Here is a 6,878-nt window from a genome sequence, read left to right as displayed (position 1 = left end):
CCGGTCGCCCTCCCGCAGCGTGCCGACGCCCGCCCCGACGCGGCGGACGGTGCCGGCGCATTCGAAGCCCAGCGTCGGGCCGGCGAAGCCGTCCTCGAGATAATCGTCGGGCAGCAGGCCGAGCGAGAACATCACGTCGCGGAAGTTCAGCCCACTGGCGGCGACCTCGATCTCGATTTCGCCAGGGGCGGGGTCCCGCCGGCGTTCCGCCGCCCAGCCGATGCGGCCCAGGCTGCCGGGCGCGGCGATGGCGAGGCGCGAGCCCCAGTCCGCGGCCGCATCGGCCTGCGGGGCAGGGCGCGCCGGCTCGACCCGGCTGACGAAGATGCCGTCCCGGCCGATCTCGAATTCGGTGTCCGCCGGGGCCGCATCGACCAGCCGGGCCAGCATCGGGGCTGCCGTCTCATCCGGCGTGGCCGGGACGATCTCGGCGAAACGGATGGCCAGGGCCGGATATTCATTGGCCAGGGTGCGGGCCACCGCGCGCAGCGCCGCCGCCAGGCCGCGGCCGCCATCCGCCTTGCCGTTCAGCTTGCCGCAGCGGGCAATCAGCCACAGCGGCTGGGCGCTCTTGCCCGCCGGCAGGCCCTGCAACTGGGTGCGCACGGTGAGGATCGTGCTTGCCAGGAAGGCGACCGGGTCGCGGGCGGCATCGAGCATGACGGGCAGCAGGATGGTGTCGTCAGGCGCGGCCAGGGCAGTCTCGTCGGTCCGGACCGCATGGCCCAGCCGGCGCAGATGGTCGCCCAGATCGGCCAGCAGCTCGGTCTCCGCACCCTTCGCCGCCGGTGGTCGGATCAGGATCGATCGGCCAGCGGCAGGCTCCGTCTCGGCGGGACGAGGCCGCTGCCAGATCGAGATCTGCGCCGCCGCGCCGGCAGTGCCGGCCTGGTGCTGGGACGCCGGCCGGAAGCCGGCCTGCACCAGGCCGGATCCGCTCCCATCGAGGTTGCTGGCCAGCAGGGCGGTGACCGCATCGGGGACGGTCTCGATCGTGACGATAGGCGCCTCGGGGCGCAGCAGCCCCGCCAGCCGCCGGGCCATGGCCGCCTCGGCATCGCCGGACGGCAGGGGGCCGGCGGCCAATGCCAGATCGAAGCTGCCGGCCGCGCCGGCCGTCTCATCGTCCAGGATACGCAGCCCGCTCCGGCGCGGCGTGCGGGCGGCCAGCGCCGCCAGCGCGCCCAGGTCCGGGCCGGTCACCGCCACGGCGACGGCGCCGTCGCGGATCAGCGGCAGCATCGCCGGCAGCAGGTCGCCCTCCGGGTCGACCAGCAGCAGCGCGACCGGCGTCGCGCCGCGGCCGGCCAACAACTGGCGGACCAGCTCCGCCCCCAGCTCCAGCAGCGGCGAGGCCGCGCGGAGATGGGCCTCGATGCCCTTGGAGAAAGTCAGCGACTCCCCGCTGCGAAGGGCCGGGACCAGATCCCGATTCAGCCGGGCGGCCATGGTTGCCTCGGCGCCGCGCCCAGGATGGTCGGCCAGGATCGAGCGCAGGATGGCGGCCGGCGCCGGCAGGCGGGCGGCGGCGACATGCCAGGCGCCATCCTGCTCCGTCGCCAGCCCGAACTCGGCCAGGATCCGCAGCAGCGTTTCGAAGCGCGGCACGGCCGCAGTGGCCAGCCGGCCGGCGGCGCACAGCCGGTCGATGGTGAAGCGGCGCGTACCCGCCACCGCCCGCACGGCCTGGTGGGCCGCCGACCGTGCCCAGGCCGCCAGCAGCAGCCAGTCGTCGCCGGCCTCGTGCCGGTCGGCCAGCCCGGCCGCGACCCGGTCGAGATCCGCCAGGGCCACACTGCTGTCGCTGTCGTCCCAGGGCTGGCGCACCGACCGGTACAGGATGTCCTGGCCGGGTTGCAGGCTCAGCACGCTGCGCTGGAAGCGCGCGCCACGCAGCTCGGCCACCACCTGCCCTTCGGCGTCCCGCAGCACGATATCGGCCAGGATCGACCGGGCGGTGGCGCGCCGCAGGGTCAGCCGGGCCTGCCGCACCGGCCGTGTCGCATGCACCCGCAGCGATGCGAAGCGGACGGGCAGGAAGGCGCCGCCGTCGCCGCCATCCAGCCGGTCATACAGGATGAACAGGCCGTGGAAGGCCGCGTCCAGCGCCGTGGGATGCAGCGCATGCGCCATGCCGTACAGCCCGTTGTCGGCGGCCTCCGGCGCCAGCTCCAGCGCGATTGTCCGGTCGTCATCGGTGGCCAGGGCGGCCACGCGCCGGAAGCTCGGGCCATACTCCAACCCGGCCGACCGGGCCGCGTCATAGACCGCTTCCGGCTGGAGCGGATGCAGTGGGATGTCCTCGGCGTCGTCGCGATCCTCGACCGGCGCCGGGCTGGGGCCGACCCGGCCGCGGGCGTGCAGCGTCCACTCCTCCTCGGCCAGGCGCAGCCGGGCCAGGACCTCGACGGCACCCGTTCCGGGCGCCAGCCGCAGCAGCGTCTCGCGGGTCGCGCCCTCGGGGATGACCAGGGCCTGGAGGATGTCGAAATCCTCGACCTCGATCGCCTCGGCACCGAACCATTGCCGGCCGGCGGCGATGGCCATCTCCAGCAGCGCCGCGGCTGGTACCACCACCTCGCCCGCCACCTTGTGGTCGGCCAGATAGGGCAGGATCTCCGGATCCAGCAGGCCACGCCATTCCGACGCCGTGTCGTTCAGCCGGGTGCCGAGCAGCGGATGGGCCGGCCGGGCCAGCCCCAGATCGGCGCGTTCGGCCGTGGCGGGCTGGCGCAGGTCGCGGCGCTGCCAGGGATAGGCGGGCAGGGGCTGGCGGCCGGTGGGCCGGTCGCCGAATTGCGCCTGCCGGTCGATCGCGCCGCCGCGCAGCAGCACCTGCAGCGCTGCGCGCTGGACCGGATCCTGCTCCGGCTCTTCCGCCGGGCGATTGTCCAGCGTCGGCAGGATCGCGGCTTCACGGCCGACCGCGGCGGCGATATCGCGCAGATGGCCGGTCAGCACCGGCCGCGGCCCGATCTCGACGAACAGGCCGGCGCCGAGCGCCAGCGCATGGCGGGCCGCGGCGTCGAAATCGACGGGCTGGCGGATGTTCTGCCACCAGTATTCGGCATCCAGCGCGGCGCCGGGCAGTGTGCCGCCCGTTACCGATGAAATGAAGGGAATGCGGCCGTCGCGGGAGGCGATGCCGCGCAGCGCCGCCCGCAGCGGTGCCTCGATCGGCGCCGTCAGCGGTGAATGGAAGGGGTATTCGACCGGCACGCGCTGCGCTGCCACCCGCCGCCGCTTCGCCAGCGCCAGCAGCGTCTCGACCTGCTCGGCCGGGCCGGAAATGGTGACGCAGACCGGGCTGTTGACGGCGGCCACCACCACCCCGGCCAGCCCGGCCTCGGCCGCCATCTGCTCCGCCTCCGGCCGCGGCAGCATCAGCACCGCCATGGTGCCCAGGCCGCGCAGCTGTTCCTGGCACTGGCTGCGCCAGTGGATGATCTGGATTGCCTGGTCCAGCGTCACCATCCCGGCCGTCACCGCCGCCGCGACCTCGCCGACGCTGTGGCCGATCACCATGGCCGGCACCAGCCCTTCGGCGGCCAGGGCGTCGGCCAGCGCGACCTGCACCGCGAACAGCAGCGGCTGCGCGGTCGAGGTGGCGGGCAGCCGCTGCTCCAGCCCCGGATCCTGCAGCGCCTCGACCAGCGACCAGCCGGCGACGGCAGTGAAGCGGGCATCGACATCGTGCAGGCTGTCGCGGAAGGCCGCGCTGGTGCGATAGGCGCGCAGGCCCATGCCGGCGAATTGCGAGCCATTGCCGGAAAAGGCGAAGCAGACGGGACCGGCGGCCTCGTCCTGGCGTGCCGACAGCACCCGCGCCGCCTTGTCGTTCGCCGCGAAACGGCGCAACTGCGATCCGGCATCGCGGCCCAGCGGCAGCGCCAGGCGGTGCGGCAGCAGGTCCCGGTCATGCGCCGCGTGCTGGGCGATGCGGGCCGGGGCGGTGCCGGGCCGGTCCAGCGCATCGGCATAGCGGCCGGCCAGGCTGCGCAGCGCCTCCTCGCCATGGGCGGACAGCATGAGGACGCGGGCCGTTGGCGCGGACAGTGCCGGCGGCATCTCGTCGGCCCGCGGCGCCCGCAGCACGGCATGGGCGTTGGTGCCGCCGAAGCCGAAGGAAGACACGCCGGCCATGATCGGGCGGTCCGTGGCCACCAGCGCCACCGGCTTGTGCGCCGGCGCCAGGTTCAGCGCGTCGAACGGGATGTCCGGGTTGACGGCGTCGAGATGCAGCGTCGCCGGCAGCAGCTTGTGCTCGATCGCCAGGATCGCCTTGACCATCCCGGCGAGGCCGGAGGCCGGTTCGAGATGGCCGATGTTGGATTTGACCGACCCGACCGGCAGCGGGGCGTCGCGCCGCCGGCCCAGGGCCTGGCCGATCGCCTCGGCCTCGGCCGGGTCGCCGACCCGGGTGCCGGTGCCATGCGCCTCGACGAAGGCCAGGGCGTTCGGGTCGATGCCGGCCTCGCCATACAGCCGCTCCAGCAGTTGGCGCTGGGCGTCGGCGGAGGGCAGCGACATGCCGACGGTGCGCCCGTCCGAATTGACGCCGGTCGCCGTCACCATCACCCGTGGCGCCCGGCTGCGCGACCGGGCGGCGTCCGGGCGGCTCAGCACCAGCGCGGCGCCGCCCTCGGCCCGGACATAGCCGTCCGCCGCGGCGGCAAAAGGCCGGCACAGCCCGGTCGGCGACAGCATGCCGGCGCGGGAGAAGCCGTAGAAGGCGTGCGGCGAGCCCAGGATGTTGATGCCGGCCACGATGGCGATCTCGACCTCGCCCCGCGCCAGGGCCCCGGCCGCCGCGTCGAGCGCGACGAGGGAGGAGGAGCAGGCGGTGTCGATGGTCAGGCTGGGCCCACGCAGGTCGTAGACGTAGGAGATGCGGTTGGCGATGATCGATGCGGCATTGCCGGTCATGAAATGGGTGTCGATGCCGCCGGCATCGCCCACCATCATGGTGTAGCTGTCGATCGAGGACGCGCCGACGAAGACGCCGACCGGCTGGCCGGCCAGGGTTGAGGGCGGCAGGCCGGCATCCTCCAGCGCCTCCCACACCAGCTCCAGCAGCACGCGCTGCTGCGGGTCCATCTGTTCGGCCTCGCGTGGCGAGATCCGGAAGGCCGCGGCGTCGAAGCCGTGCGGCGCGTCGATCAGCCCGGCGGAGATGGTGTAGCTGCGGCCGGGTTCGCCCCGCCGCGGGTGATAGAACCGCTCGACCGCCCAGCGGTCGCTGCCGATGGTGGAAATGCTGCACCGCTCCTGCCGCAGCAGCGACCAGAATTCATCGGTGCTGGCCGCGCCCGGCAGGCGGCAGGACATGCCGATCACCGCAAAGGTCTGATCCTGGGATCTCGGTAGGCCTGCTGGCATGTCGGGCTTCTCTCAACGGAACGGCATGGGCGGGCAGCGGATCGAAGCGGCAAGGACACCTTATCGTAGGAATCGAAGCCACGAAATCTGTATCGGGTTACGAATCCAACAGAAGCGTGGATATGAAATCTATGCGTCCCTGCGATCAGCGTAATCAACGAAGGCGCCGGATGTTCCCCGCCGGCGCCCTCATTTGAGGCCTGCGACAGGATTCAGCCGAATTGCAGCTCGTCGGCGGTGTCGAGCCGGACGACGTCGTCTTCGCCGAGATAGGGGCCGGCCCGGACCTCGATCAGCTCAAGGTCGATGCGGCCGGGGTTTTCCAGCCGGTGGTCGACGCCGATCGGCAGGTAGGCCGCTTCGTTCTCACGCAGGATGCGCGACTGGCCTTCCATGGTCACGCGGGCGGTGCCCGATAGAACCACCCAATGCTCGGCGCGGTGATAGTGCCGCTGCAATGCCAACTGCTGGCCGGGATGGACGATGACGCGCTTGACCTCGAAGCGCTCGCCGGCATGCAGCGACTTGACCGCCCCCCAGGGCCGGTAGATTTCGCGATGGATCACGGCCTCGGGCCGCTTGGCCGCCTTCAGCCGGTCGGTGATCGCCTTGACGTCCTGGACCTTGTCCTTAGCGGCGACCAGCACGGCATCGTCGGTGGCGATGACGATGATATCTTCCAGGCCGATCACGGCGGTCAGGATGCCGTCGCTGCGCACCAGGCAATTCCGGGAGTCGAGTGCCATCGCGTCGCCCTGGGTGATGTTGCCGTCGGCGTCGCGGTCGCCGATCTCCCACAGCGACGACCAGGAGCCGACATCGGTCCAGCCGATCGATGCCGGGACGATGCCGGCGCGGTCGGTCTTTTCCATCACCGCATGGTCGATCGAGATCGACGGCGCCTGGATGAAGGCCGCGGCGTCCAGCCGCAGGAAGGTCAGGTCGCGGGCGGCGGCGGCCAGGGCGGCATCGGCGGCGGCCAGCACCGCCGGGGCGTGGCGGCCGCATTCGGCCAGATACTGCCCGGCGGTGAACAGGAAGATGCCGGCGTTCCACAAATGGTGGCCGTCGGCCAGGAAGCGCTCGGCGGTCTCGCGCGGCGGCTTCTCGACGAAGCGGGAGACGGCGCGCGCGGCCGGGGCGACGTCGATCGCATCGCCGGGCAGGATGTAGCCGTAGCCGGTCTCGGGTGCCGTCGGCTGCATGCCGAAGGTCATGAGATAGCCGGCGCGGGCGGCCGGGGCGGCGGCGGCGATGGCGGCGCGGAAGCCCTTGGGGTCGGCGATATGATGGTCGGCCGGCAGCACCAGCATCAGCGTGTCGGGATCGCGGTCGGCCAGGAAGCGGGCGGCGACGGCGACGGCCGGGGCGGTGTTGCGGGCGGCGGGCTCGAGGATGATGGCATCCGGCGCGACGCCGATCTGGCGCATCTGTTCGGCGACGACGAAGCGATGGTCGTCGGCGCAGATGAACACCGGCGGTGCGAAGCCATCGGCCTC

2 protein-coding genes are annotated in these 6,878 nt (G+C 72.7%); both read right to left on the bottom strand.

Annotated elements, in window-relative coordinates; genetic code table 11:
* Nucleotides 1-5,328, bottom strand: a 5,328-nt coding sequence (locus tag AC3XYG_RS06825) for a type I polyketide synthase (protein ID WP_489139057.1), incomplete at its 3' end; no start/stop codon positions are given.
* A gap of 263 nt (nucleotides 5,329-5,591) precedes the next feature.
* Nucleotides 5,592-6,878 (bottom strand): mannose-1-phosphate guanylyltransferase/mannose-6-phosphate isomerase (locus AC3XYG_RS06820; RefSeq protein WP_489139056.1); only part of this gene is annotated, 1,287 nt, incomplete at its 5' end.

It is taken from the genome of Inquilinus sp. (genome assembly GCF_057815775.1).
Note: the sequence above shows the minus strand (reverse complement) of the source record. Positions and strands in the feature narration are given on the sequence as shown.